This window comes from Methanosarcina baikalica, from assembly GCF_031461075.1.
GTDB lineage: Archaea > Halobacteriota > Methanosarcinia > Methanosarcinales > Methanosarcinaceae > Methanosarcina > Methanosarcina baikalica.
Genome location: NZ_JAVKPK010000053.1, coordinates 1 through 26068, shown reverse-complemented (window position 1 = coordinate 26068; position 26068 = coordinate 1). Strand labels below are relative to the sequence as shown.

Genomic DNA, 26068 nt, shown 5'->3' with positions numbered 1-26068 from the left:
ATACTTGAGCATATATTTAAAAAATATATATATTCAAGATCCACTTTTTTGAGAAAAAATATTAAGAAGATATTAACGTATAAGGAAAATACTCGAACGATCCTGCACCCTCAAAAAGATTATCGTAATATAAAAATTTAAAGGAAAAGTTATATATTATGCATATGATTGCTCTTCCGTAAATTGAGCAGAGGAATTTGAGAAGGAGCGGAGGTGCGTATATATTTACGGCACTGAACAGGTAATTTCCGGAACGATTATTGCAGGCCCCGAGCTGGAACCCATTGAGGGATATATCTGCGTAAATAAAGGAATAATAACGGAGGTCGGAGAGGAGCGTACATATTCCAGCAACATAATAGCTCCTTGCTTTGTCAATGCTCATACCCACCTTGGAGATTCAGTATTTAAAGACCCTCCTCTGGGAAAAATATCCGGCTTTCGGAATCAAAGAGATCTGGATTCTCTTGTAAAACCTCCTGACGGATTAAAACATAAGATTCTAAGAGAAACGTCATATAAAACCCTGATCGAATGCATGAGAAGTTCTTTGCTGGATATGATCGAAACCGGGACCTGTGCGTTTGCGGATTTTAGAGAAGGAGGGGTTTTAGGGGTTGCAGCCCTGAATAAAGCTCTTGAAGGACTAAAACTTTATTCCATGGTACTGGGGAGGCCCGCAGAACCTGAATTGCCCCCTCAAGCGGTACTGGACGAAGTAAGAAGAATTCTTCTGCGTTGCAACGGACTTGGAATGAGCGGGACAAACGACCTTGATCTCGAATTGTTGGAAGAGATCGCAACCTGTACCCGGCATAGCAAAAAATTATTTGCAGTGCATGCAGGAGAAAAAGATAGAAGTGACATAGAAAAAGCACTATCTCTTGAGCCGGATTTGCTTATTCATTTAACAAATGCTACAAAAAGGGATCTTGAATCCGTGGCTGATGCAGGAATTCCAATTGTCGTCTGCCCCAGGTCTAATTTTATCACAGGGGCCGGAATGGCACCTATTGCCGAGATGCTGGAGGCCGGAATAAAGGTAGCTGCAGGAACGGATAATGTAATGTTAAATTCTGTAAATATGTTTTCTGAAATGGAATTTATGTCTAAAATTTTTTCAATTGAGGATAGGCAAGTATTTAAAATTTGCACACTTAATGGTTCTTTTATAATGGGGTCTGATTCCACGGGTTCAATAAAAAAGGGGAATAAAGCTAATGTTATGATCCTGAATGGAAGTTCGAATAATCTTACAGGGATAAAGAACCCCATCAGTGGAATCACAAGAAGAGCAAGACCCGATGACATACTATCGGTACTTCATTCGTAAAGCAAATGGAGAACAAAATATGACGAGCGACTTTTACCGGAACATAGTGATTGCAACAGACGGATCCGACAATAGCAAGAAGGCTATATCTTACGGGATTGAAATTGCAAAACTCAGCGGAGCCACGGTTCACGCTCTTTACGTGGTAGATACATCTTCATTTTCCTCGATACCGATGGATGCAGGCTGGGAAGCAATGTACGAAATCCTGAGAAAGGAGGGGGAGAAAGCAATCTTCGAAGTTAAGGAGCGTGGGGAAGCCTCAGGGGTAGCAGTAAGAGAAGTCATCTGGGAAGGGCACCCAAGCACTGAGATTATAGATTTCGCAGAGAACAATAATGCTGACCTGATAGTTATGGGCACCCTCGGCAAAACCGGACTCGACAGATTTCTAATGGGAAGCGTTGCAGAAAAGGTAGTAAGAGGTTCAAAAGTCCCGGTCCTGGTCGTCAGGAGTGAAGAATAAAGTTAAGACTTTCTGTCAACGGGAAGCCTTTTGGGAAAAGAAATAAGAGAAAGAAAACCAGGATTCAGAGTATACACAGGTGTAGATTACATGCCAAAAAACATCTTCATTGAAGATATTATGGTAAGGGACGTAGCAAGCGCAACCCTTCCAGGTTCAAGGGATGAAGTTCTTAAAGTTCTTAAGAACAAACATATCTCAGGGGTTCCGGTACTTAAAGATTCCAGAGTTGTTGGAATCGTAACCAGGACAAACCTTTTACAAAACCCTGAAGAAGAACAACTGGCCCTTCTTATGACACGGGATCCGATAACCATATCCTCTGGATCGGATCTGCAGACCGCAGCACGCCTGCTTTTGGAACACGATATAAGAAGGCTTCCTGTAGTAGATGAAGGGAAACTTGTAGGACTTGTTACGGTGGCAGATGTTGTGGGCACAATTGCTGACATGAACATTGATATTCCGATCAAGGACTACGTAGAAGAAGAAGTAGTTGCCATCTACAGCGAAACACCTTTACCTGTCGTTGCCAGGATTATGGAGCTTGCAGGCGTCAAGGCTGTCCCCGTACTTGATGCAAACCTGGAACTCGTAGGAATTATCTCAGATCGCGACGTCATTGCTGCCAGTATAATTGAGGATAGTGTAGAGATGTCCGACATGTCTGCAGGTAAGGACGATGATGCCTGGACCTGGGAATCAATGCGAGACACCATGAGCATCTACTATAGCGTATCAAGGATTAAGGTCCCCAACATGATCGGAGGCGATGTAATGATCCGTGAACCGATCACAGCCACCTATATTGCATCTGTCAGCGACTGTGCAAGGAAAATGAAGCGAAACCGGATTGACCAGATCCCGATCATCAATTCAAACCGCAAGCTTCAGGGACTTTTGAGAGACCATGATCTCCTGAAGCCTCTAGTAGAAATACAATAATTCAGGTTAAAGTTCGGCTTCCAAGAAAGCGAAACCTTTTAACATGAGCGAAAAAAAACCAGTTAATACGCTATTGAAACCAAATCAAAAATTTTCAGTCAGGAGGCGTTTTTCCGGAAGGTGCCTCTGGTAAATACTTTTTTCAGGAGCCAGAAAAATGGACAGGCCTTTTATTTTGATTAATTCTGCTATGTCAGCCGACGGCAAACTCTCAACAAAAGAAAGGAAACAGGTCAGTATCTCCGGAAAACTTGATTTTGAAAGAGTAGATGAGCTCAGGGCCCGGACAGATGCAATTATGGTAGGGATAGGAACTGTCCTTTCAGATAATCCAAGCCTGACGGTAAAATCTCCGGAAAGAAAAGCTGCCAGGAAAGCCGCCGGGAAAAGCGAAAACCCTGTAAGGATTATTGTGGACAGCACCGCGAGAACCCCACTTGATGCGGATATTTTCAAAAAAGGAGAAGGAATAAGGATCATTGCCGTTTCAAATTCTGCGCCTGCAGAAAATGTAGAAAAGCTGGAAAAAAAAGCTTTAATTATCCAAACAGGGACTGAGAAAGTCGACCTTTCAGAACTTGCAGAAAAATTAAAGATAATAGGCATAAACACTCTTATGGTGGAAGGAGGTGCAACCCTTAACTGGGGCATGCTCTCCGCAGGCCTTGTTGATGAAATCTACACTTTTGTGGGAAACCTTATCATAGGCGGGGCTACATCCCCAACTTTTACTGATGGAGAGGGATTTTCAGAAGCCGAACTTCTTGAGCTTGAACTGCTCTCATCCGAAAAAATAGAAAATGGAGTACTCCTTAAATGGAAAATAAAAGGTAAAAAGAAGTAAGAGATTATTTCTAATTTCCTTTTGCCGTCAATAGTTATTCCAAGTATAACTTAGCCCTTATTTGCTTTGTTAAACCTTTATTTTCCTGTTGAATTATTATTTAACTGAATTTTAGTACTCTTATCGAGCTACCAATTGATTTTTACTGGTCTTTAATTAATCTCAGGTTTAAGATTATGTTTCTCAAACCTGCCCTCACAATATACGAAGACTTCAAGCTCGCATCCGCCTTTAAGGAATTCTCGCATTCTGCGGTCATATATTTTCTGGACATGTTTCAGGTCGTTTTTTCTGAAATGAACCTCCACAGCCTCAAAAAAGCAGATCATCTGTCTCAGATAAGCTTCTTCATAAGCCCTGGTTTCCCGGGCAATTGCTTTACATTCAGAGTCCTTAAGTTCCGAATGATAGCTCCCATGCTCATTTAAACCACTTATCTGGCGCCAATCTACCTTGCCCGATTCGTCAGCTTCCCGGTGGAGCATATAAGGATAGACCCTGCAAATTGAAGGGCGGCTTTCATAAATTTTGCAGCGCTTATTATCAAGGAAAATGCAGGAGCCATCAGGCTTTGTTTTCAGGGCGTAGCCTGAAACGTAAAACCTGCCCTTCTGGTCGCAAAACTCATAATAAGGGGCAGGGGCAATAACATTCGGATTTATTTGCCTTATGATAGCCAGATCTGCATCGAGAAGAAAAACGTGGTCGTTAAACTCTTTAGTGCAGCAGCGTGCACAGAGTTCACACCTGAACCCCAATTCTTTGATAATGCCTGCGAACTCAGAGTCAGGAAATTTCTTTACGCCCGCAATTTCTTCTCGTGCGTCTGCAAGCCTGGTTTCGATACTCTCGTTTTTTACGCTAATCACCTTTTAAGAAAAGGATTCTGCAATATTCGGGTTGTACTACCTTAATATTTGGATTGTATATTTGTATGTATATGCATTTTTCCACAGCTTTATGCCTTATTTTAAGCCCATGTCCGTAACATTTAATTACTAGCATTTCTCTCTATGATAAACCCAAGGCTTGATGACATTTATAAATTCGCACTTTCGGGCTTCAAGGAATATCAGATATTCCGTTAAGTATCATTGAGAATTATCGATTTAACGTTATCGAATCAGGAAATACCTGTTTGTTGAAACACTGCCGAGGAGAAAAGAAAATCCGCGGCAATCGGCAGTGACCAGCAATAAGCAAATATTTCATGTGAATATTGTACGTAATAAATTACTAATAAATTTATAGAAAATTAAATTGAAATATAAAGAGGAATGATAATGGGCAAAACCGGCAGCATTGATTGGGTAAAAGTAAAAGGCAGAAAAGGCAAAGTAATCAAGGTCCAGAGGTCACAGGCTCAAAAGGCACACCCAGGACCTGCACAGCGCTTCACTTCTTCAGGTCACAAGAGACGCTTCATCAGAAGATCTGCAAAAGCCCTTGTAAAGTGATTTTAAGGGCTTTTTCATTTAACTTTTTTGGATATTATTTTTTTAAGTACATCGGAATCTTACTTAGCTGGCTTTTTTCTGTTTAATGTGAATATTGTGAGATCACCTATTTTATGACAGTAACAATAGAAAGTAAAACATTACCAATCAAATTGTCAGTTTAGTAAGTTTCGTTATCATTGCTCCACAAAAACAGATTACAACCAACGCAGTATTATCATTCGATTAAGAAGACATCCACTTCCTCTCCTTCTTCATACCCTTCAACATTTTCGGGTACCAGCACAAACCCATCAGCCTTTGCAACTGAACTCAGGACATCGGCTCTGGCACCAGTCAGGGGGCGCACCCGGTCCTCTTCAAAGATAACACGGATAAAATTAACATATCCAATTTTCGAACTGATTTTTGCAGCCAAGCGCCTTTTAAGGATGAGTTCAGGAACTTTTGGGATTGCTGCCAGTTTTCGGATTCCGGGGCGAACAAAGAAATAGAGGGCAACGAGTCCGGCAACCGGATAACCTGGAAGGCAAACTACAGGGACATCATTTATAATGCCGAGGGCTGCAGGCTTTCCAGGGCTGGCTCCAATACCGTGTACAAGCACCTCTCCGAGAGATGCCACAACCTGAGGGGCATGGTCTCTTTTCCCTACCGAGGTTCCGCCTGAAAGAAGGATCATATCGGTATCCAGATTTGCTTCTATTGCTTTTTTTATACTATCTGGATGGTCAGAAACTATCCCGATGTATCGAGGAATCCCACCCCATTTATTCACATAAATGGCAGCCATCAGCCCATTACTCTCAAGCACCATGCCCGGGGGCGGGACATCTCCACTCTTCTCGCGGCTTATCAGCTCATCCCCCGTGGGAATAACCGCAATGACAGGTTTTCGAAAAACCTTCACCCTGTCAAAGCCAAGGGATACAAGCACAGCTGCATCACACGGACGAAGAAGGTGCCCTTCTTCAAAAACCCGATCTCCTTTTTTTATGTCCTCCCCGACCTGCCCCACGTTCCTGTTAGGGTAGACCTGGGCTCTGACTTCAATAATATTTCCTGCTGTAGCCGTATCCTCGACAATCACGACTGCGTCGGCACCCTTCGGCATTGCAGCCCCTGTATGTACCCAGATAGAACTTCCTTCCTCTACCCGGTCAGAAAGCTGTAACAGGACAGGGTTTGCAGGAGAAGCACCGAGAGTATCTGAAGCCCTTACAGCGTACCCGTCCAGAGCAGCGCGCCGGTAATGAGGCACATTTCTTCCTGAGATTACAGCTTCTGCCAGCACCCTACCTGTGCAGGTCTCGAGTGGAATTTCTTCTGTTTTCCGGATAGGAGAAATATTCTCAAGGAAAAGCCTCAGAGCTTCATCAACTGACGTTCGTTCTTTGAATATCCTGCCCATGATCTTCCTCCCTTGAAGAAAAAATCAGCCCCCGGAAACAGGAGGCAGAACTGCGATTTCATCGGCATCCGAAAGGAGAGTGTCAAGACCGTCAAGGTGTCTGACATTGTTTCCGTTAATAAGGATATTAATGGAACCGCATATAACAGGAGTCCAACCTTCTCCTTCGGGTTTCTCAAAAATAAGGCTCTTTAGCTCGGGATATTTTTCGGTGAGGGATAAAAGGGCATCAACAACCTTTCCTCCTGAAAGCTGTAGTTCTGATGTGCCTGCAGCTTCGCGCAAATTTGCAAATAATTTGATTTTTACCTCAGCCATGAGATAGACTATTTCACCCTATCCCTTAAATAGACCTATGCCCATAAAGAAACAGCTACGCTGGAGGGTTTGGGAGACGATGCAGCAAAGTCAGGAAGACTATATTGAAAACTCGCCAGTGCTTTCTGAGAAAAAATATAAGATCTTTGGGCTTTTAATCATCCTTTTTGCCTTATTAATAAGACTGTTTAATCTTGGAGAACGAGTTTTTCATCATGACGAAAGCATACACGCCAGTTTCACCCTTAAACTTCTCGAAACAGGACAATATAGCTATGATCCAGCTTATCACGGCCCCTTTCTTTTCCATTCCACCGCTGCTATCTTTTATTTCCTGGGAATAAACGATACTACAGCACGCCTGATTCCTGTCTTTTTCGGGGTAGCTACAACCTCTCTACTTTTTTTACTAAGGAAAGAACTTGGAAAAAGGGGAGTACTCTGGTCAGCTTTTTTGCTTTCATTTTCTCCGAGCATGGTATATTTTTCAAGGTTTTTTAGAAATGACATGATCATTGTTTTCTGCACCCTGGCTACTGTTATAGGGGTAACCCGCTACCTTGAGAACCTTTGCAGTTCAAAGAGATACCCTTATCTTATCCTTGCCGCGTCTTCCCTTGCCATTGCTGTATCCTCAAAAGAAAACGCCTATCTGGTCATTTTGATGTTCGGAGCTTATGCGGGAATTTACTTTCTGTACAGGTTTTATTCAGACTGGAAAAAAGAAAAACTGAGCCTGAAGAAGGCTCTAGTTCTCAAAAGTTCAGCTATTTCCCCTTTCCTTCCTGAAATCCTTCTTTCAGGGGTTCTTTTCATTTTCATTGTAATGCTATTTTATACAAGTCTTTTCAGATATCAGGAGTCTCTTTTCTCGATTGTGGGAAAGGCTTTTTCCCACTGGATGGAAATGCACAAAATTCAACGCATTGGAGGCCCCTTTTATTATTATATTCCCATTCTTCTCGTATATGAAAGCCCGATCATCCTCTTTGGAACTTTGGGCCTTATCCATTTTCTGAAAAAGAAAGATGAAAATGCTCCCTTTTTCCTGTTCCTCTCTTATTGGGCAGTTGTAAGTCTGATGCTTTATTCTTATCTCCAGGAAAAAGTCCCCTGGCTTGTAGTGCACATTATTCTGCCCTTTGGGATTTTAGCAGGGGCTTACCTGGGAGAATTTTTTCCCCGAGCGTCTGAAAAAAGGCAACATGAGAATTTGCTCAGGCCAGAAGACATGAGTTCCGGAACAGACAAAAAACCCACTTTAGAAATAAAACGTTCCAGAACTCGTATCCTGCTTGCAGGGATTCTGGCACTCACGCTGACAATATCCCTGGTTCAATGTATTTCCGTAAATTTCTACAGGAGTATGGAACCTGATGAATTGATGACATACACACAAGCAACTCCGGATATCAGGGAAATTATGGAGAAAATAGAGGGATTCGACAGTGGACCTGAGACTCTGAGGATATATGTTGTAGACTCTGAGAATCTTTATTGGCCTCTGCCGTGGTACCTTAGGGACTACGAAAAAGCAGCGTATTATACAGAACCTCCGGTGAACAAAGAGTACGATGCAATAATTATGCCTGCAGAGTATCAAATGTACAGGGAAATCTCAAAAGAAGAATACGCTTCCTATAATTTTACCCTGCGCCCCGGAAGAGATTTTATCCTCTATTACAATAAAAAACTTGAAAAGAACAGATGATATCCTGAAAAGAAAGGTCAATATTTTTGGGAACTACGTCCCGAGATAAAAAGAGCTATTGAAAGATTATTGGACGCAGTAAAAATTAACCTGCATCTGATACCCCAAGTTTCTCAAAAACAGAGTTGACGTCTTGGTCGTAATACACCTCTTTATCCTCCAGCCTCAAGACGACCCGATATTCCGCAACTAATATATTCACTTATCTAATATAAATGAGTTTAAAGCATATATAACGGCCAAGAATATCGATATTTAAAGGGGCTTGTAGAGAAATACAGATTATACGAGTTGTGGAAAAAGAGATATAAAACTTTAGTTTTTTCTATAGTAAGAAAAGGGTTTGTAAATAGTAAAGGGCATAGAATAATGATTAAAAGTTATAGCGGACAAAAGGGAAAGCGGATATGAAAATCATAATAATAGGAAGTGGGCTTGCAGGACTGTCAGCCGGGTATAAGCTATGTAAATCGAATGAGATCATTATTTTTGAAAAAGATAGGGAGATCGGGGGGATGGCCGCAAGTTATTGCCAGGATTATACCGGGAAAAAGTATTTTATAGAAAAATATTACCACCATATCTTCAGGAGCGATTCGGAACTTCTTGCCCTGATAAATGAACTGGGACTTGAAAGACAGATGCTGTGGCTTAAGGGGAAAAATGCCTATTTTGTAGACGGTAAAAATTATCCTATGAATACCCCTCCTGAAATTTTAAGGTTTAACCCTCTTTCTGTTACTAATCTGGTGAAACTTGGCCTGCTAGTTTTTAGAATTAAGATAATAAATGATACTACTTCCTATGACAGAATAAAGGCTAAAGACTGGATTATTGATAATGCGGGAAAATCAGTATATGAAAATTTTTTTGCCCCTCTTATGAAAAGCAAATTCGGTGAAAATGCTGAAAATATCTCTGCAGCCTGGCTTATAGGGCGTGTGAAAATAAGATCAGATAGGGGAAAAGAAGGAGAAAAATTAGGATACTTGAGAGGAGGTTTCAACTCCCTGATAAAATCTCTGGAAAGAGAAATAACTGCACAGGGAGGGAAGATCTTGGAAAATAAAGAGATAACGGAAATCGTTATCGAGGGCAATATAGTGCAGGGAGTGATTGCTGACGGAACCTTTATCGCCTGTGATGCAGTGATTTCAACTGTTGAACCCGGAGCACTGGACGCGCTCACGAAAGGCAAACTTGGGGCTCTCCACGAAACCCTGCAAAGTATTCGTTATCAAGGAACTGCATGTGCCCTGATCGGGCTTGACAAAAGGCTTATGGAAAACGGGAATTACTGGTTGAACATAAAAGCTGATGTGCCTTTTGGAGCTGTAATTGAGCACACAAATTTTATGCCTTTTGAGGACTATGGAGAGCACCTTGTCTATGTAACTTCCTATTTCCAGAATGAAAAGGATGTTCTATGGATGCAGAAGGAAGAAGAAGTTCTGGATTCCTACCTGAAGGGATTGGAAAAAATGTTCCCTGATTTTTCAAGGGCAGATATTCACTGGGCAAAATTATTCCGCAGAATGGACACCGCGCCTGTGTATGAACAAGGGTATCTCGAAAAAGTCCTGCCATTTGCTGCTGGCCCGTCCGGACTTTACCTTGCAGGAATGTTCTCATCAACCAACTACCCGGAAAGAAGCATGAACGGATCTATAAAAGCCGGATTTGAATCTGCAAACTTCTTCATAAAAAAAGATGAGAATTGTGATGTTTGTTGGCTCGACTGAGAAAGCTGATTCTAAGATTTTCATCAAAAATTTCGTATGCAGAGGACATATATCTGACTTAATATAGTCTCTCAGGACGAACTATTATATAGTCTAAGGGATGATAATATACTGTCTGTACCTGTATGCAGAAAGAAATTCTGCATGATTACCTGTCCTTCCGGATTTATCATTTATGGGGATTTTGGCGATGATGAATAAGGAAAAGACAGTGAAAACCTAAAAAAATCTGGACTTCTGCCGTTAATCGGCATTTTGGGGGCTTTCGGGTCAAAACCGCGTTTGTGGGGATGGCATAGAGAATAGATATGTTTTCTATCGAAGCTTAGCTCTCAAAAATGTCCCAGACGCTGTAAAAAAGCTGCCTGAGCTTCCGGGAAGGGGTATTGGGCAGCGTACAAAATAAGAGGAGTGGTAAAAGATGTTATTCATGGACGTTAGTACTTGGGACCCTTCGAGCCGCGACAAGATCCTTGAACATTTTAAGAAACTGGAGATTCCAGAAGGAATCGATGTCATTAACCAGTGGATTGACCTTTCAGGAAACCGATTTTATATTCTTTACGAAGCAGAAAGTGCCGAGGCTTACGGAGCTTTCAACCTACCCTGGTCGGATATCTGCATAATTGACAGTGTGCCTGTTATGGAAGCTTCCGAATTCATGCAGCTTTTGCCCAAATATAAAAAATAAGCTCCATAACTTATTGATGCGTTTTACAGAAAAAACAGCCCGATGAGCTGTATATTAATTGGCTCATCGAGAAACTTTTATTTCATTCTTTCCGAACATAAAGCTCTGTCAGAGCCTATTTTTACTCCGTAAGTCAGATTTTTAACATTATTGTTTTTAGATCCAGATATTCAGAAAGGGCATCAGGTCCGTTCTCTCGTCCGATCCCGCTTTCCCGGGTTCCCCCAAAAGGAACTTCAGGAGCTACTTTAAGGTGCTGGTTTATCCATATAATTCCTGCATTCAATTGCTCACACCCGAGACGGGCTCGATCTAAATTTTTAGTCCAGATAGAAGCCCCAAGCCCATAACAGGTACTGTTCGCTTCTTCGATTGCCTCATCAAGATTTTTTACTCTGACTACAGGCAGCACCGGGCCAAATACTTCTTCTTTCAAAAGCCTGGATTCCCCAGGGACATCTACAACAAGTGTAGGCTCAAAGAAATATCCCTTGCTACAGGCACTATTTTCTGGAACCCTGCCGCCTGTAACTATCCTCCCTTCATCATTTACCTCGACTTCGGCTACGAGCTCCTTTATAAATTCCCATTGCCTGCGGTTATTAAGGGGCCCCATATCGATGTTTTCATGAATTCCGTTTCCAACCCTTAAGTTTCGGATTCCTGCTTCAAGTTTTTTTATGAATTCTTCGGCTATGGATTCGAAAACATATACCCTCTTGACGGCAGTACAGGTCTGGCCACAATTGTAAAACCTCCCTTTCAGGGCACCTGCAACTGCATTTTCAAGGTTAGCATCATCACAGACCAGCATAGGATCACTTCCTCCAAGCTCAAGGGTTACTTTTTTCATCCCGCCGACTGCAAGCTCAGCTACTCGTTTTCCAGTTCTGGCTTCTCCGGTAAAAGATATTTTTTTTACTTTATGGCTCTTAACTAGCGTTTCTCCCACAACCTCACCAGGGCCTGTAACTACATTCAACACACCTGCTGGAAGCCCTGCTTCGCTTAGAATAGAAGCCAGGGTAAGATTAGTAAGAGGAGTGTTGCTTGCAGGTTTCAGAACAAGCGTATTTCCGGAAATCAGGGCAGGGCCAATCTTCCAGGCCATAATAAGAGCAGGCATATTCCAGGGAATTATGGCTGCGCAAACCCCAAGGGGTTTCTTTACGGTAAAAGCATATCCATTCTGAGGGACTGGAATGAAATCTCCCCTAAGACTGCCTGCAAGCCCGCAATAGTATTCAAGGACGTTTGCAAAACCTTCTATTTCGTTTTTAGCTTCAGCAAGAGGTTTTCCCTGCTCTTTAGTAAGCAGAACAGCAAGCGCATCCTTTCTCAGTCTTGTAATCTCTGCAGCCCTGTAAAAAATCCCTGCTTTTTGCTGCGGAGCTGTGGAAGCCCAGCCGCAGACAGCTGACGATGCAACTTCAACAGCTACTGCCGCATCCTCGCCTGTGCCTCTGGGGACCCGGTCGATAAGCTCACCTGTTGCCGGGTTTATAATATCGAAAAACTCGCCATCACATGCTTCCATAGCTTTTCCGTTAATCTGCATTTTCATATTTATCAGTATTTGCAAAGACCTATTTTAAGATTACAAGACAGAACAGTTTAGAAATAATAATTTGAGAGTTAGTGAAAAAATAAAAAAAATGGAAGGAGAGCAGTATTCTCATGCGATAGAGATATAAACCCATTTACAAAATACATATTATCGATACTCCTCTTAATAAAATCAAAACTGGGGAAATTGGGTAAGCGGATTGACGATTATTAAAAGTCTTCCATAGGCTTCAATTTTTGGAGTCAATAAAAAGGTCAGGACTTCGAATACAGCTCATTCATAGAAGGTGCACTTTAAGATAATGGGCTTTAGAGCTGCACGTTAAACAATTGATTTTACAGGGAAGAGAACAGTGCTAGAATACCTTCACGTAATTTTCTGGTTTATTTTCATAGAAATCCTGGGCTTAATTTCCATACCTCTTGCCAGGGCAGCTGGAAACAGGCTTGCTGACGGAGGATATTCTGCAGCCCGGACCCTGGGAATCGTGCTTGTCGCTTATATGTCCTGGATTCTTTCGTACGTATGGGGTTTCAACAGGAGCACGATCCTGATCTCAGTACTTCTACTTTGCCTTATATCGACGATTGTCTATCTGAAACAAAAGGTTTTACCAAAAAAGAAGATTATGTTCTCAAGTGAGCTTGTATTCGCTGCAGCATTCTTTTTTTTCCTGCTTATACGCATTTACCTCCCTGAAATTTACAGGCATGAAAAGTTTATGGATTTTGCTTTTCTGAATGCAATAATAAGAACTTCCTCATTTCCCCCTGCAGACCCCTGGTTTTCAGGCGGGTCTCTCGATTTTTATTACTATTTAGGATACCTTTCGGTGGGAGTTCCGGGAAAACTCTGTTCTGTCGAACCATCTATTCTCTTCAATCTGGCAATCGCACTTACTTTCGCCCTTTCCTTCAATCTCCTTTTCGGGTTCGGGTATAATCTCACTCATGGAAAAATCAAGTATGGAATCCTTACTGCAGGAGCCGGGATTCTGCTCGGAAACTTGCAGGGGCTTATAGAATTCGTATCAGTATATTTCATCAAAGAGCCGGTTTCAATGGGATACTACTGGAGCAGTTCGAGAGTCATACCCTATACAATAAACGAATTCCCTTATTTCAGTTTCATACACGGGGACCTGCATTCTCATGTGCTTGCAATTCCGTTCCAGCTTCTTGTACTTGCGGCCCTTCTGAACATATATTTCAGGAAAGACTGTAACCAGGTGTTTGAAAGTATTCTGGCATTCCTATTTTTTTCGGTATCTCTTGGCTTTTTATTCCCTTCCAATTCCTGGGATTTCCCGATATATTTCGGCCTGACATTTGCGGTTATTCTTGCTTTTTATTACGGGCACTATACCTATAACAAGAATTTATCCGGTTCAATTGCCGGATTTTTCGGAACAATTACTCTAGTTTCCGTATTCAGCTTTCTTCCATATCTGCCCTTTTACATGTCCTTTAAACCTCAGGCAGCGGGAGGATTTGACTTTGTTGCACTGGAGCTCAGGACAACAATTGATAAATTCCTTATTTTATTCGGCCTTTTCCTTTTTTTGACCTTTTCTTTCCTTATGACCCAGCTGGACTCCAGAAGAAAGATCAGATATTTCATCCTGTGGATCGGAATCTCTGCAATTCTTTCAAGGGCATGGTCTATCCCCTTGCTTGTAATCCTTTTTCCCCTACTTGCCCTTTCTCTCTTTACATTCCTGAAAGACCTTCCGGAAAGAAGCAATGCAGGATTTGTATCCCTTCTAATAGCAGCAGCTTCCTTCATTGCCCTTATCTGCGAAATTGTTTACCTCGATGATCCCATTTCGGGGAGCTTTGCCCGCATGAACACGGTTTTTAAATTTTACATGCATTTGTGGATCTTCCTGGCTATTTCGGCCTCTTATTCATACTACGAACTTCGCTCTCGTTACAGGACCTGGCCTGCGAACGGCCTGCCTTCGAAAAGGATTTACGGAAGAAAAGCCTGGGCATTTTCACTTGTGCTCCTGGTTCTTTCATGCAGCGTTTTTCCTGTAGTATCAACCTTTACGAGAATAGAGGATATGAATGCAGAACCTACTCTCGATGGGATGGGATACATGAAAGGATTGGATAGAGGGGATTACGACGCCATAAGATGGATACAGCAAAATATCGAGGGAACTCCGGTAATTCTTGAAGCTTCTGAGGATGATAGCAGTTACAGGTATACATCCAGGATCTCTGCAAACACCGGACTCCCTACGGTTCTTGGCTGGGCAAGGCATGAGCGATTCTGGGGAAGAGACCCTGAAGAAGTCAGGGCAAGGATTGAAGACGTAAATTCCATTTACAGTACTGGCAGTAAAAAAAAAGCTCTTGAGCTTATGAATAAATATAACGTAAGCTATGTGTATATCGGTCAGCTTGAAAGGCAGATATATGATGTAAGGACGGATAAGTTCGAGGACGAAACTTATTTCGAGCCGGTTTATCGGGGCTCAGTCCAGATTTATAAAATAAGAAAAGAATGATGAGTTTTTGGTTTTGGGGAGCTTCAAACTCTGATTCGTATAAAATTCCGTTTATACAACTCCTAAATTTGCTCCAATACCGGAATGAAAATAAAGAGGTTTTATCCATTACCAGCGTTTCGGTGGTTTTACCAGCTTATAACGAAGCCGCGAATATCGAAAAAGCCGTTTTCGTTACAGCGGAGACACTTTTAAAAATAACTGATCAATTCGAGATCATCATAGCAGAAGATGGGAGCACGGACGGTACAGACCGAATAGCTTCAAATCTCGCGAGACAGTACGCTTATGCTGTTCACCTGCATTCGGATAAACGCCAGGGTCGGGGAAAAGCCCTGAGTAGGGCTTTTAAGACTGCTTCAGGAGAAGTTCTCTGCTATATCGACGTGGATCTCGCAACAGATATGAAATATCTGGAAAAATTGATCACGGCTGTGAGCCTGGATGGGTATGATTTTGCCACAGGTTCGAGAATGATGCATGAAAGCGATGCAAAAAGGCCTTTTAAGCGGGAGTTTGCAAGCAGGGGATATAATTTTCTGGTAAGGCTTTTTCTGCGCTCAAAACTCTATGATCACCAGTGTGGCTTTAAGGCTTTCAGGAGAGAAGCTCTCTTTGAACTTCTCGACGAAATAGAGAATGAACACTGGTTCTGGGATACTGAAGTGCTCGTAAGAGCCCAGCAAAAAGGATACAGAGTTATGGAGTTTCCGGTCTACTGGAGGCATGGAGGGTCAAGCAAGGTCGATATGGTAAAAGATGTCAAAGGGATGGGTTCCGAGATATTCCGGCTCTGGAGGGAACTCTTACCCCCTCTCGTTATTTCTGGAAAAGGAAAAATAGTTCTAACAGCTGCCCTTGCAGTTCTGATCCTTGCATTTGCTGCAACTTTTCTGGGTGCATCCGATATTCTGGAAAATGTTAAACATGCATCCTTCAGAATTCTTGCCCTCGCTTCTCTTGTATACTGTATTTCCTGGCCAGTTAGGGGAATCCGATTCCAGCAGATTCTAAAAAGGCTCGGAAATCAATACGGGCTTGGATTTCTTACAGGCAGCATTTTTATTAGCCAGTCTGCTAATGTAATTCTCCCAGCACGCATAGGAGACCTCAGCAGGATGTATATCCTGAAAAAGAGCAAAGACCTTGCCCTTACAACGAGCCTTTCCTCGCTGACTGTAGAAAGAGTTTTTGATATAGTTGCAATTACTTCCATAGCAATACTTGCATCTTCAGGCGCTGCATCCCGTTTCGAACTCGCTCCCTGGATGGACTACCTGATAAAACTTTCCGAGCTAGCAGTAGTCCTCTTTTTTGCAACCCTTTTTGTTGTATCTTTCAGGGAGGGCCGCGCCAAAAAAACACTCAAACCAGAAAATAATCCAGATGGGCGCTTTGGAAAGATAAAGGGCTTTGCATCCGTTTTTTTCCGCCAGATGAGTATTGTTGCTGTACGTCCAGGCGCGTTTCTGGCAGTGACCGCATCTTCCCTTCTTATATGGGGAATAGATATCTTTACCTGCTTTCTGGTTCTTAAATCCTTTCCGACAGTAGGGGTGAGCCTCTCTTCTACATACATGATATCTCTGATTTTCCTGGCTGTAGCTCTCGGAAATATTGCAAAAATATTTCCTATAACGCCTGGAGCTATCGGGACATATGAAGTTGCCCTTACTGCAGTCTTCGGGCTTGGAGGAATTGAACCTGAGATTGGGTTTACCGTTGCCGTACTTGATCATATAATAAAGAACTCAATTACTCTGATAGGAGGCGGTTTTGCTCTCTCGGAACTCGGACTAAGGTGGAAAGAAGTGCTTTGTACGGATAAGGATATTTTAAAAGGGTGAGGTAAACTTAACCGGGAAAATACGTTAAAAGCAGACTGTTAAAGCCTTTCAGCACTGGAAGATATCGGGATAAAGAAACATGGTAGGAAAGCCCCTGGGCTCACTAAAAAACAAAAGCAACTTAGAATCGAAGAGGTAACTGAAAGCTTTAACACAAAGAATTAAAACAATAACCACATGCTTTATTCGAACTGATGATCAAGTGGAAGAACTGTTTGAGAAAAGAATAATAGAAGTTAAGGATGCATATCGTCTTCCGGAAGATGTACTTGAGGCCCTGCATAAGGCAATAAATGAAGATGTGGGAGAAATCGTTAGCCTGTATAAGGTATTTGCAGATCCGACCCGGCTAGGATTCTCAAAGCTCTCGAAGTTCAGAGCCTGTGTGTCGGTGTCCTTGTAGAGTGCCGGACCAGAAGCATTTGGCCCTTTCCTATCATCTTAAGCTTCTAAAGGAAGGAGGCCTCATGGACTCGCGAAGAGAACGCAGTTTCCAGATCTATGACTTCACCGAATTAGGGAGTCTGCTCCTGAAGTACATTGGAAAACAATTTGAAAAGGCTTGAATTGAAGAAATCAGGAGGGATTTTTCCCTTTTTTTGGTCCGATTTCTTTCAATGCTTAGAATGTTAATTCCTACCCTGGCAGGGGAGGTCAGATCTTATCGTTTGATGCTACAGTAGTGAGCTTTGAGAATTTAACCCCTTTCAGGGACATTATAGCTTCGGCAAGTTCTTTAATCTCCTCGCCGTCTCCATCCAGGACAATTACTTCAAAACAATTGTCATGATCGAGGTGGATATGCACTGAGGATTTTATCAGGTGAGAGTGGTGATGCTGGATATCTGCAAGGGCATTTGAAAGCCCTCTTTTCGTGTGGTCGTAAATAACCGAAACAGTTCCGACACGGTAGCCTTTAATGTCACCCATCCATTCGTAATAGGAAATATAACTTCTGATGGCGTCTCTTATGCCTTCCGAACGGGAAGAATAACCTCTTTTTTCAATAATCTCATCAAATTTACCCAGAAGGGTATCGGGAAGAGAAACCCCTATCCTCATAAGTTCTGTTTCCATCGTATCACCAGGTAATCTCGGATTTATCTGCAAGTTAATACTTTAGCTTATTGTAAGTAGCACTATATATGTTTTTTTCACATAGTCACTAATATAAAAGAGTTGATTAAAAGGTAATTCACTCTTCAGTAATATTAATGTTTGGGAATAATGAATATATCTCACAGAAAAAATAAATGAGCTTGCCTGTTGAAGAAAAAAAATATAAAAATATGGTAAAAGATTAAAAAGAAGCATTAACTAGCTTCTTTTTTAACGAGACTTTCCAAAAAATGTATTGAATATAATTTCCCAGCAGCTTCTGCCTTTACCGCCTGTCCACAAGCCTTTTAGGCCTACCCCTGATCTTATTCAACTCAAGCCCCCGAGGGTCTGTGAAATTGAACGCGATTTTGAAGGTGCCTTCGTTGTAAGCCCTGGAAAGGGGAGGCTTATACCTGAGGAAGGTACGGATAAAGTTTTCTTTTATGAGATCTCGGTCACACGTGTCAGGATTTTCGCACTCCATGCTGACACGGAGTACAGTTTCCCCCTCATCTTCTTCACCATAAAGAAAAGCCTCATACTCTCCGGTCAGGTAGTCCATGTTTTCACGCTGGAAGACGCCCCTTTCCACGTCTACGCGGTTAAAGGGAGCACCCTCAACCCACACAGTTTCTGCCTCTCGCTGCGGGGTCATAATTTTCATATGAGTCCTTCCGCAGGGGCATTGTTTGCGTGTAATCACTACAGTCGTATCTTCCGTATCATAATTTAAAAGAATATTCCCTGCTTTTGCCCCTACAGGCAGGAGTGTGCTCAGAATTGTTCTACCGCATTCTCCGTCAGGCACGAAATTTTCTATATGAGGATCATAAACATCAAGGTGGACAAAGTCCTCTGGCACATGCAGCCCGGAAATCTCATTACACTCTCCACACATCGTTCCTTCCGTGCTTCCATAAGTATTGTACACAGGGCAGCCCCAGATTTCAGAAAGGTAGTTTCTTGACTCGTCAGCAAAGGCTTCTCCTCCCACGACCAGTTTATTTACGCCTGATTCCTGAGGATTAATACCCTCTGCCTGCATCCGCCTTGCAAGGTTGAGGAGCTTGAATACGCTGCCTACGATGCCTGTAGGTCTATAGGCTTCGATAACACGCAGGGGAAAAGTACATTTGCCCTCAGGAATGACGCTCATGCCAAGATGTCTGGCTGCAAGAGTCATGGTATTTGCCCCCACATTCATCCCATAAGAAGCACAGACAACGACCCTGTCCCCCGGACCGAAGCCCTGTGACCTGAAAATGCGAGCGTATTTTTCCGCATAGCGTTCCCAGTCTTCCCATGTAAGGAAAAAGCTCTTAGGAGTTCCGCTGGTTCCGCTGGTTTCATGGATAGTGAAAACATCCTCCCAGCCCACACTCCGAAACATAAAATCCCCTGTCTCAGGGGGCTGGTTTTCCCGAATAGTCCTTCCCGAGATCACGGGAAGATACAGAAGATCCTCATGCGTTTTAATCTCAGCCGGGTCTACACCGTTACTTTTAAACCATTTTCTATAAAAAGGAGAATTTTCTGCCGAATATTTTACCGTATACCGCACCCGCTCCTCGATGAGAGCGTCAAGTTCTCCCCGGTCCAGGGTTTCTATTTCAGGATTGAAATAAGGTCTTGAGCTATCCAAATAAACCACCGTAACTGAAATAATCAGACATAGAAAAAGCCTGCTATTTATTGGCTTTCAAGATGAACAGTTTATTGAAGTTCCTGTTTTTTAAGGAATCAACATTTCTGGTCTGTTAAAGAGACTTCGAAGATGGAGACATCTGTACGCAAACAGTCGAAAAACCCGATAGAGGAGGTTTAAACTCTGCACTCACATCCTTTTTCGTTCAGGATCCGGACCTGTTCCTCATAAGAATTCACAAACTCGTCCTGGATAGCGTTTCCTGTCGCAAGTGCGGGATCGAGAGGAGTGCTGTGTTTGTAACCGCGTTTTTTCATTTCTTCGACCATGACTTCATGTCTCAGGTAAAGAGCTTTGAGCTTTCCCCTCCAGCGCATGGTTTCGGGATGATGGACATATCCCTTTTTATTATTGGTAATAATTGACCATAAAGCATGCAGCTCACGGTGTTCCCCTAGGAGGTGCTGCCTGCATAACCTCTCAGGAGGTATGTCCCAGATTCTCATAAGATAAATTCCGAGCACATTTAAGAAAGGGTTTCGGATGGAGAAGAGTTAACTTAATCCGGAAATTAAGTTTCAGATTCTGTGTCTGATTTTTTGTTCTTATACATATTTACATACTAGCGAGAAGATATAGTTTATGAGACGGTGGATATTCCGACGTTCTTGCATTTTTCTGCTTCTTCTGACTGCTATATACTTTTATTTCACTCCTGCGCTTGCCCACGTACCGATTTTCGGAGGGGAAGGCAAAAGCCCTGAGACTACAATTCCCATTGAAAACCCTGCGAAATCCAGGGTCTTTTATGGGCAGCTTGCTCCCGGAGATTTCCGTTACTATAGTTTTGAGATGAAACAGGGGGAGAGGATTGCACTCGGGCTCATTGTTCCCGTTGAACAGGGAAGACAGGGATTTACTCCGGATCTGATTCTTATGGGACCTGGCCTTACAAATGAGGGAAAAATACCTGAGAAAGCGGAAGTACCTGAAGGATATGGGGTAAAGGTTTTTCCCGGTGAACTGCCTGAAAGCCCGGTTTATGAAGCATTTTCCCCGAGTGCCTTTTATTCTCTTGCCAAGGCTGATCTGGAAGCTCCTAAAAGCGGGAAATATTACGCTGTAGCCGGTTCTGCACAGGGAAAAGGGAATTACGGGATAGTTATTGGGTATAAAGAAATATTTACCTTGAAGGAATGGGTATCTGTTCCCCTGAGCCAGATAAAACTTTACCGCTGGGAGGGGCAGAGCCTATTTTCGATCTTCGCTCCATTGGGAATAACTCTCACAGCAGGTCTTATGGCACTTTTCATTAAAAGGGAAGTTGTAGCCGGTTTCAATCCTGCGCGCATCTCCGGATTTCTTGCAGGCTTCTTCTTTCTGGGAACTGCATTATCGTTCGCTTTTCAGATGCTTATTTCACTAAATAAGAGTTCATATTCCCCCGAAATTTTTATTACTATCTTTCTGATTTTAGCCAGTCTGGGGCTTGGAGCCATTGCTCTGATTTTAAGCCTGATGGATGAGGAATATGGTTCAAGATCGGTAAAAAAACGGCTTTGTTTCTTTTTCCTTGGTATAGCCGGACTTATTTTATGGGCTGGATGGTTTGCAGGGCCGCTTCTGACATTTGAAGCTGCAGTGCTCCCCTGGAAACGTAAAAAATGAGCTTCAAAACAAAAGATATATATGCCACATCAAAAGAAACAATTATATAGTTCATTTTATCTATTTTTCAAGATTTTTCATAATAGTTGAAGCACTCCCTATTGTTTTGTAGTTTTCCTGTTCCGGGACCGAGAGGTATTTTGCGTTCATCCTGCTCGTCAATGACTTGATCAAGGCACACATATTAAAATATTTTAAAGAGAATCACCGAATTTAGAAAACTATATATAATACATCGCATATGTGTAATTTGATGGTCAATAGAGTTAAGCGCAGGGTATCGTGCCTCCCGAAGGCCACCTATTACAAGCCCAGAGAAATCCCGCTCTGCGATCTCGAAATTATCAACTTATCCATAGAAGAACTTGAGACTATCCGCCTTTGTGACCTCCTCCATGTCGAGCAGAACGAAGCCGCTGATATGATGGGGATCTCCCGGAAAACTTTCTGGAACGACTTGCAAAAGGCCCGACAGAAAGTGGTTGATGCCCTCGTTAACGGAAAAGCGATCGAGATCTCTGGAGGAGAGTACGTAAATAGCAGCGAGTGCAAGGTCGAATTCCTCTGTAAAGCATGCGAGCATGAGTGGGAGCTACAGTGCAATACAGGACGCCCCTCAAGCTGTCCGAAGTGTGGTTCCGAAGGAATTTACCGCATCGGCGGCGACGGGAGAGGAAAGAGGTTTATTGAGAACGATTATTGCTGCCCCAAAAACGGGAGAAAAGCAGCGGTAAATAATAAAGCAGGAAGTGTAAAAAAATGACAAAAATAGCCATACCATCAATGAGTGACAGTGGACTGGAATCTGACGTATGTGCCCACTTTGGCTCATGCGAATATTTCACCATTGTAGATGTACAGGACAAAGCTATTGAGAACATTGAGGCGGTAAGCAACGTGTCTCCTGACGGCGAGCACAACTGTGCTGCTCCGGCGATCGTCCTGAAATCGCACAATGTCGATACCGTACTTGTCTTGGGCATCGGCGGAAGGCCGCTGATGTCGCTGGCGGAAAAGAAGATCAAGGTATTTGCAGGCGCGACAGGCAAAGTTTCCGATGCTGTTCAGGACTATAACAATGGGCTGCTGCAGGAGTTATCTACAACTGGCACCTGCAATTGCTCGCACCACTAAAGGATCTGATAAACGATACCTGGCCGGAACCATATGATTCCTGCAAGGGCAAAGCACTAATGAATCACATCAAAATCTGTGCTTTATTACTGATATTGAAGTGATCGTTTTGTGTGCAGGCGCAGAACGTGGAATTTAAATGTTGAAAAAAGTTAATATCGGAGTTAAAAATATGGATGTAAAAGAAATAAACAGCTACGGACAGGAAATGATTGAATGTCTGAAACTTAAGACATCCCCTGTTGCAGTAAAATTAATTCCGACAGGAGGAGAAATTCCCGATGGAATTAAAAAAGTAGACGAGGCTATGAGGCACTGCCAGCTGGTTGACAGAGTAAGAAGAACTGGCGAGGAGTTCTATACCCTTGGCGAAGACCAGATGTGTAAAGGTGGAGCCGGTGCAATGGGTATCGGGGAAATGCCTGCAAAAGTGGCCAGTGGAGAATTCTATTATAAAGGACTCAAACAGTTCAGCACGCAGAGTGCCGCACGGCGCACCATTGAGATGGTCCCTAAGCTTCCTCCGAACTCAACAGAAGCTATCCTGTACGCCCCTCTGGAAAAAACCTCATTTACTCCTGATGTCGTTGTGGTTATCTGCAACCCAAGGCAAATTATGCTACTTACACAGGCTTTCATGTACAAGGCTGGAGGCAGAATTGAAACCAGTTTCGCAGGAAAACAGAGCTTGTGCTCTGACGGCGTTGTGAAGACATATAAAGAAGGCAAAATCGGAGTTACGGTCGGTTGCAGCGGCAGCAGGAATTACACCAAGATTACAGACGAAGAAATGATAATGGGAATTCCCGTTGAACTTCTTGCTGATGTGGTCGCTGGTCTTAAGGAAATCTGTCCTAAATGAAATATAAACCTGCATCTTTCCTTCAAATGAAGACTTCTTGAGGTTCAGGCCCTTTAGTAAGATTTCCAAAATAAAAATTCGGTTGTAGAAAAGCTATCTAAATCAGCTGCAAAGACTGAAAATGAATGGTCATTCAGTTCAAATTAACGGAGATTCTTTATTTCAGCGGATTTCTACAGAGCCATATTAAATAGAATTTAAAATTATAAGATTAAGTTATATAATTTTTAAATGATTATTAAGTAGCCGCAATATTGCGGCATGGATTTATCAGGGGAAAAAATATGGTAAAAACTTCACTGAAAGTAGGTCAATCAGCTCCTGATTTTTGCCTGTTGGACCAGGATAGTAACCGGATATGCCTTGAAGACCTTAGAGGAAAATGGGTTGTCCTGTACTTTTATCCGAGAGATAACACGCCTGGGTGCAGCCTGGAGGCAAAGAATTTCAGTTGTTTGAGAAAGGATTTTGAAGCTGAAAACGCAGTAGTTATCGGGGTTAGCAGGGATAGTGTCGAATCACATAGACTATTTATCGAAAAGAAAGAACTTAAAATAAAGCTGCTCTCAGACGAGCAAGCAAATATCCACAGAACATATGATGTCCTGCACCCAAAAACCTTCAGGGGCAAAGAAGTTACAAGCGCTGTCAGGACAACTTTTCTTATAAATCCAGAAGGAGAAATCTCCAGAGTGTGGGACAATGTTAAAGCCACAGGGCATGCCGAAAAAGTGCTTTCTGAACTGAAAGCATTAAAAGAGAAAGCGCAATTATAAGAGAAAAAGGGATACAAAAAAAATCAAATTAAGAGGATAATTTTGTATCCTATCATTTTGAATCCAACCTGTTGTAAAGAAATTTGAAGCCTGACCGGGCATAGCATCTTTCGAGGGTTATACCCGAAAGTAGCTTTTAAGAAATTATCTTTAACTCGTTTCTATTTTATTTTTTGGTGGCAAAGTAGATCATATAAACTGCCGCAAGCCCCACAAGGGAGTACACTATTCTGGAAAGTATACTCATATCCCCAAAAATGGCTGCCACAAGATCAAAACCGAAGAGGCCAACAAGCCCCCAGTTCAGGCCGCCTACTATAACAAGCACAAGTGCAAGCCAGTCAATCGAACTTTTGTCTGCCATAGCTATCACCCCCGTTACATTTGATCGCATTTTATTGAGGATAGATATATAATAAACACATAATATAAGTTGATTTTTCCCTTATTATAGATGACTGAAACAAAGTTAAGAAGACCGGAAAAAAGAAGAGGAACGTGAAAAAGCAGAAAAATTGAAGCCAGGGAACTCAGGTATGATATTTTTTGCAAACATTAACCCTTTAAATGAACCCTTTTATTCTTCAGGAGCCCCTTGAACCGGATATTTTGAAATATAGGCGTTGACGTTAAACTTCCGTTTACAGCCCTCGTAACTCATATATCGGAGCTTCCCAATAATTTTCCTTTCCTTCCAGGCCCTGTCATGAACTCCTCCGATACTCCAGGCAATTCCTGCATATCCATTAGGATCTCTTCCGTCCAGTTCGTATCTGTCATTCAGGTAGATTGCAATCTCAAGCGCTTTTTCCGGAGATTCGCTCCATTCGAGAATTTTCTTTGCCCAGTACATCCGCATATAGCCGTGCATTTTACCTCTGCTGAGGAGTTCCATCTGGCTAGCATTCCAGAGAGGATCATGTGTCTTTCCTGCTTCGAACTCCTCAAGCGTATACAGGTACTCTCTCCTATCATGTCTGTGAGCGTTCAAAGATTCTTTTACCCAGTTCGGAAAGCTTTCAAAATTATCATACAGGGGATTGTAATAACAGAAATTGTCTGCAATCTCCTTCCATACAAGAATCTCGTCCAGAAAAGCTTTCTTTGATTCAGGGTCAGCTTTTGACTTTTCCACCTCAAGAACGACCCTCTGGGCCGAGATCTGTCCGAAATGGAGGTAAGGGGAAAGGTCAGATACTCCATCTTTCGTTGGGTCGTTTCGAAGAGTAAGGTAGGAGTCAAGCTTTTTAGCAAGAAAATCATCCATCATTTTTCTAGCAGCTTTTTCTCCGGGTTTGAAATGTTCCGGTTCAGAGAAGGGACCAGCATTTTCCTCAAGAAACTTATAAGGAAGAAGAGTTTCAATCTTGCTTTCCTGTATGCTCAGGAAAGGCCCCAATTTTCCGGAGCCAGCAGGAATTTTAGAGAATTCAAGACCTTCTTCAAGTTCCGGGAACTCCTCGAGAAATTCTGGTAGAACCCTATAAAGTTTCCGGCGGAATGTATGGGCAGCATATTCATGTTTTTGAGAAGCTTCCCAGCAGGGGACGACATTGTGGGCATCCACCTCAAAGAAGGGAATATCGATTCCGGATACGACTTGTTCAATCCAGGCCCCCTTAACCCGAAGTGGGCTAAAATCAGTAATGAGAGTGCCAATCCTGTATTCACTGACAAACTCCGGTATTCTTATTCCAGGGTCTCCTAGCAAGAAGAAAAAAGGGATCTTTTTCCGAGCAAAAGTGCTGGCAACTTCCTGCAATCCTTTGAGCATGAATTCATAATGTCCTCTTCTGGATCCTAAAAACCCTTTCTCCAGACAAAAGACTACAACTACAGGCACACTTGCCTCCAGCGCCATTACTCGAGCAAAAAGCAGCCCCCAGTTATCGTCTACCCTCTGGTCGCGGCTCATCCAGTAAGCAACCGGCCCGTTGCCCGGTTTCCCGGATATAATAGTTCGAATACGTTTAGGGTTCATAAATGGTTTTAGGACCCAGAATATATAGAATTAACATCAGGATAATAAAAAGAA

24 protein-coding genes and 1 pseudogene are annotated in these 26068 nt (G+C 42.6%); 16 read left to right on the top strand and 9 right to left on the bottom strand.

Annotated elements, in window-relative coordinates; all coding sequences use genetic code 11:
• Nucleotides 1–223 precede the first annotated feature (223 nt).
• The 4 genes from RG963_RS12190 (at nt 224) to RG963_RS12175 (ending at nt 3588) form a co-directional block, all read left to right on the top strand.
• On the top strand, nt 224–1333 hold the full coding sequence (locus RG963_RS12190) for an amidohydrolase family protein (protein ID WP_310576554.1): 1110 nt from the start codon (nt 224–226) through the stop codon (nt 1331–1333).
• A 19-nt stretch (nt 1334–1352) separates the two neighbouring features.
• Entirely contained in the window at nt 1353–1799 is a 447-nt protein-coding gene (locus RG963_RS12185; protein WP_310576553.1) for a universal stress protein, read from the top strand.
• Nucleotides 1800–1889: 90 nt separating this feature from the next.
• Nucleotides 1890–2744, top strand: a complete 855-nt coding sequence (locus RG963_RS12180) for a CBS domain-containing protein (protein ID WP_310576552.1) — start codon at nt 1890–1892, stop codon at nt 2742–2744.
• A gap of 157 nt (nt 2745–2901) precedes the next feature.
• Complete coding sequence (locus tag RG963_RS12175) at nt 2902–3588, top strand: 2,5-diamino-6-(ribosylamino)-4(3H)-pyrimidinone 5'-phosphate reductase (protein ID WP_310576551.1); 687 nt, start codon at nt 2902–2904, stop codon at nt 3586–3588.
• 152 nt (nt 3589–3740) lie between these two features.
• On the opposite strand, the gene RG963_RS12170 is transcribed toward RG963_RS12175, so the two are convergent.
• Nucleotides 3741–4457: a YkgJ family cysteine cluster protein gene (locus tag RG963_RS12170; protein WP_310576550.1), complete on the bottom strand. Its 717-nt coding sequence runs from the start codon at nt 4455–4457 to the stop codon at nt 3741–3743.
• 414 nt (nt 4458–4871) lie between these two features.
• Between RG963_RS12170 and RG963_RS12165 the strand changes: the two genes are divergently transcribed.
• Entirely contained in the window at nt 4872–5045 is a 174-nt protein-coding gene (locus RG963_RS12165) for a DUF5350 domain-containing protein (RefSeq protein WP_310576549.1), read from the top strand.
• A 217-nt stretch (nt 5046–5262) separates the two neighbouring features.
• Here the strand turns inward: RG963_RS12165 and RG963_RS12160 are convergent, their stop codons facing one another.
• Nucleotides 5263–6456, bottom strand: coding sequence for a molybdopterin molybdotransferase MoeA (locus RG963_RS12160; RefSeq protein WP_310576548.1), 1194 nt, complete (start codon nt 6454–6456; stop codon nt 5263–5265).
• A gap of 24 nt (nt 6457–6480) precedes the next feature.
• Nucleotides 6481–6774: a ubiquitin-like small modifier protein 1 gene (locus tag RG963_RS12155; RefSeq protein ID WP_310576547.1), complete on the bottom strand. Its 294-nt coding sequence runs from the start codon at nt 6772–6774 to the stop codon at nt 6481–6483.
• 79 nt (nt 6775–6853) lie between these two features.
• On the opposite strand from RG963_RS12155, the gene RG963_RS12150 reads away from it, so the two are divergent.
• From RG963_RS12150 to RG963_RS12140, 3 genes are all read left to right on the top strand, one after another.
• Nucleotides 6854–8485, top strand: coding sequence for a flippase activity-associated protein Agl23 (locus tag RG963_RS12150; protein ID WP_310576546.1), 1632 nt, complete (start codon nt 6854–6856; stop codon nt 8483–8485).
• Between the two features lie 407 nt (nt 8486–8892).
• Nucleotides 8893–10227, top strand: a complete 1335-nt coding sequence (locus RG963_RS12145) for an NAD(P)/FAD-dependent oxidoreductase (protein ID WP_310576545.1) — start codon at nt 8893–8895, stop codon at nt 10225–10227.
• Between the two features lie 421 nt (nt 10228–10648).
• Nucleotides 10649–10918 carry a DUF3303 domain-containing protein gene (locus tag RG963_RS12140; RefSeq protein WP_310576544.1) on the top strand — a complete coding sequence of 90 codons (270 nt, stop codon included), beginning with the start codon at nt 10649–10651 and terminating at the stop codon, nt 10916–10918.
• 133 nt (nt 10919–11051) lie between these two features.
• Here RG963_RS12140 and RG963_RS12135 read toward each other — a convergent pair whose 3' ends face one another.
• Complete coding sequence (locus tag RG963_RS12135) at nt 11052–12482, bottom strand: aldehyde dehydrogenase family protein (RefSeq protein ID WP_310576543.1); 1431 nt, start codon at nt 12480–12482, stop codon at nt 11052–11054.
• Nucleotides 12483–12837: 355 nt separating this feature from the next.
• Here RG963_RS12135 and RG963_RS12130 point away from each other — a divergent pair, with 355 nt between their 5' ends.
• The 3 genes from RG963_RS12130 to RG963_RS12120 all read left to right on the top strand — a co-directional run bounded on the left by RG963_RS12130 (nt 12838) and on the right by RG963_RS12120 (nt 17250).
• On the top strand, nt 12838–15000 hold the full coding sequence (locus RG963_RS12130) for a DUF2298 domain-containing protein (RefSeq protein ID WP_310576542.1): 2163 nt from the start codon (nt 12838–12840) through the stop codon (nt 14998–15000).
• 122 nt (nt 15001–15122) lie between these two features.
• On the top strand, nt 15123–16847 hold the full coding sequence (locus RG963_RS12125) for a flippase-like domain-containing protein (protein ID WP_310576541.1): 1725 nt from the start codon (nt 15123–15125) through the stop codon (nt 16845–16847).
• Nucleotides 16848–17049: 202 nt separating this feature from the next.
• The gene (locus RG963_RS12120) at nt 17050–17250 is read left to right on the top strand and encodes a hypothetical protein (RefSeq protein ID WP_310576540.1); all 201 of its coding nucleotides are present in this window, start codon (nt 17050–17052) and stop codon (nt 17248–17250) included.
• A 251-nt stretch (nt 17251–17501) separates the two neighbouring features.
• Here RG963_RS12120 and nikR read toward each other — a convergent pair whose 3' ends face one another.
• From nikR to RG963_RS12105, 3 genes are all read right to left on the bottom strand, one after another.
• On the bottom strand, nt 17502–17924 hold the full coding sequence (gene nikR, locus RG963_RS12115; RefSeq protein ID WP_310576539.1) for a nickel-responsive transcriptional regulator NikR: 423 nt from the start codon (nt 17922–17924) through the stop codon (nt 17502–17504).
• Between the two features lie 307 nt (nt 17925–18231).
• A complete protein-coding gene (ftsA, locus tag RG963_RS12110) occupies nt 18232–19590 on the bottom strand; it encodes a coenzyme F390 synthetase (RefSeq protein ID WP_310576538.1) in 1359 nt (452 codons plus the stop codon).
• Nucleotides 19591–19769: 179 nt separating this feature from the next.
• Nucleotides 19770–20099: a pyrimidine dimer DNA glycosylase/endonuclease V gene (locus RG963_RS12105; RefSeq protein WP_310576537.1), complete on the bottom strand. Its 330-nt coding sequence runs from the start codon at nt 20097–20099 to the stop codon at nt 19770–19772.
• Between the two features lie 136 nt (nt 20100–20235).
• Here RG963_RS12105 and RG963_RS12100 point away from each other — a divergent pair, with 136 nt between their 5' ends.
• The 5 genes and pseudogenes from RG963_RS12100 (at nt 20236) to RG963_RS12080 (ending at nt 24033) form a co-directional block, all read left to right on the top strand.
• Nucleotides 20236–21261 carry a hypothetical protein gene (locus RG963_RS12100; protein ID WP_310576536.1) on the top strand — a complete coding sequence of 342 codons (1026 nt, stop codon included), beginning with the start codon at nt 20236–20238 and terminating at the stop codon, nt 21259–21261.
• Nucleotides 21262–21502: 241 nt separating this feature from the next.
• Nucleotides 21503–21817 (top strand): annotated as a pseudogene (locus tag RG963_RS12095) (DUF134 domain-containing protein); the annotation flags it as partial.
• Nucleotides 21818–22044: 227 nt separating this feature from the next.
• Nucleotides 22045–22395: a NifB/NifX family molybdenum-iron cluster-binding protein gene (locus RG963_RS12090; RefSeq protein ID WP_310576535.1), complete on the top strand. Its 351-nt coding sequence runs from the start codon at nt 22045–22047 to the stop codon at nt 22393–22395.
• Between the two features lie 172 nt (nt 22396–22567).
• On the top strand, nt 22568–23257 hold the full coding sequence (locus RG963_RS12085; protein ID WP_310576534.1) for a DUF169 domain-containing protein: 690 nt from the start codon (nt 22568–22570) through the stop codon (nt 23255–23257).
• Nucleotides 23258–23541: 284 nt separating this feature from the next.
• Nucleotides 23542–24033 (top strand): peroxiredoxin, encoded by a 492-nt coding sequence (locus tag RG963_RS12080; RefSeq protein WP_310576533.1) that lies wholly within the window; start codon nt 23542–23544, stop codon nt 24031–24033.
• Nucleotides 24034–24199: 166 nt separating this feature from the next.
• Here RG963_RS12080 and RG963_RS12075 read toward each other — a convergent pair whose 3' ends face one another.
• Together RG963_RS12075 and RG963_RS12070 are read right to left on the bottom strand one after the other, a co-directional pair.
• Nucleotides 24200–24397, bottom strand: a complete 198-nt coding sequence (locus tag RG963_RS12075) for a DUF378 domain-containing protein (RefSeq protein WP_310576532.1) — start codon at nt 24395–24397, stop codon at nt 24200–24202.
• A gap of 213 nt (nt 24398–24610) precedes the next feature.
• A complete protein-coding gene (locus RG963_RS12070; protein WP_310576531.1) occupies nt 24611–26014 on the bottom strand; it encodes a deoxyribodipyrimidine photo-lyase in 1404 nt (467 codons plus the stop codon).
• Nucleotides 26015–26068: the final 54 nt, after the last annotated feature.